Here is a 259-nt window from a genome sequence, read left to right as displayed (position 1 = left end):
TGATTTTTTTCCATATTGAACAACGAATAAACCTTAAACATTATCATGAAACTGATTATTTTTTTTATACTGATGTTAATTTCTGCCGTCGCCTTCGGGCAGAATTCAGCAAAGGCCTCTCTCATCCGCGAGGTAGATCAATATGTAAAAACGGTAAATACGGCAGCAGGTAAATTTCTAGATAAACAATTAAGTGCATCAGAACGAATTAAGGCTATTCAACCTTACGACATCATTTACGACAAAGCACAAATACAGC

At 35.5% G+C, this 259-nt stretch carries 1 protein-coding gene; it reads left to right on the top strand.

What is annotated here, in order from left to right; all coding sequences use genetic code 11:
* Positions 1-45: 45 nt before the first annotated feature.
* Positions 46-259: hypothetical protein (locus EUU22_RS25530; RefSeq protein ID WP_205687854.1), on the top strand; the 214-nt coding region annotated here is incomplete at its 3' end.

Source organism: Ciceribacter ferrooxidans, from assembly GCF_004137355.1.
Classification (GTDB): Bacteria; Pseudomonadota; Alphaproteobacteria; order Rhizobiales; family Rhizobiaceae; genus Allorhizobium; species Allorhizobium ferrooxidans.
This window is presented reverse-complemented; position numbering and strand designations above follow the sequence as displayed.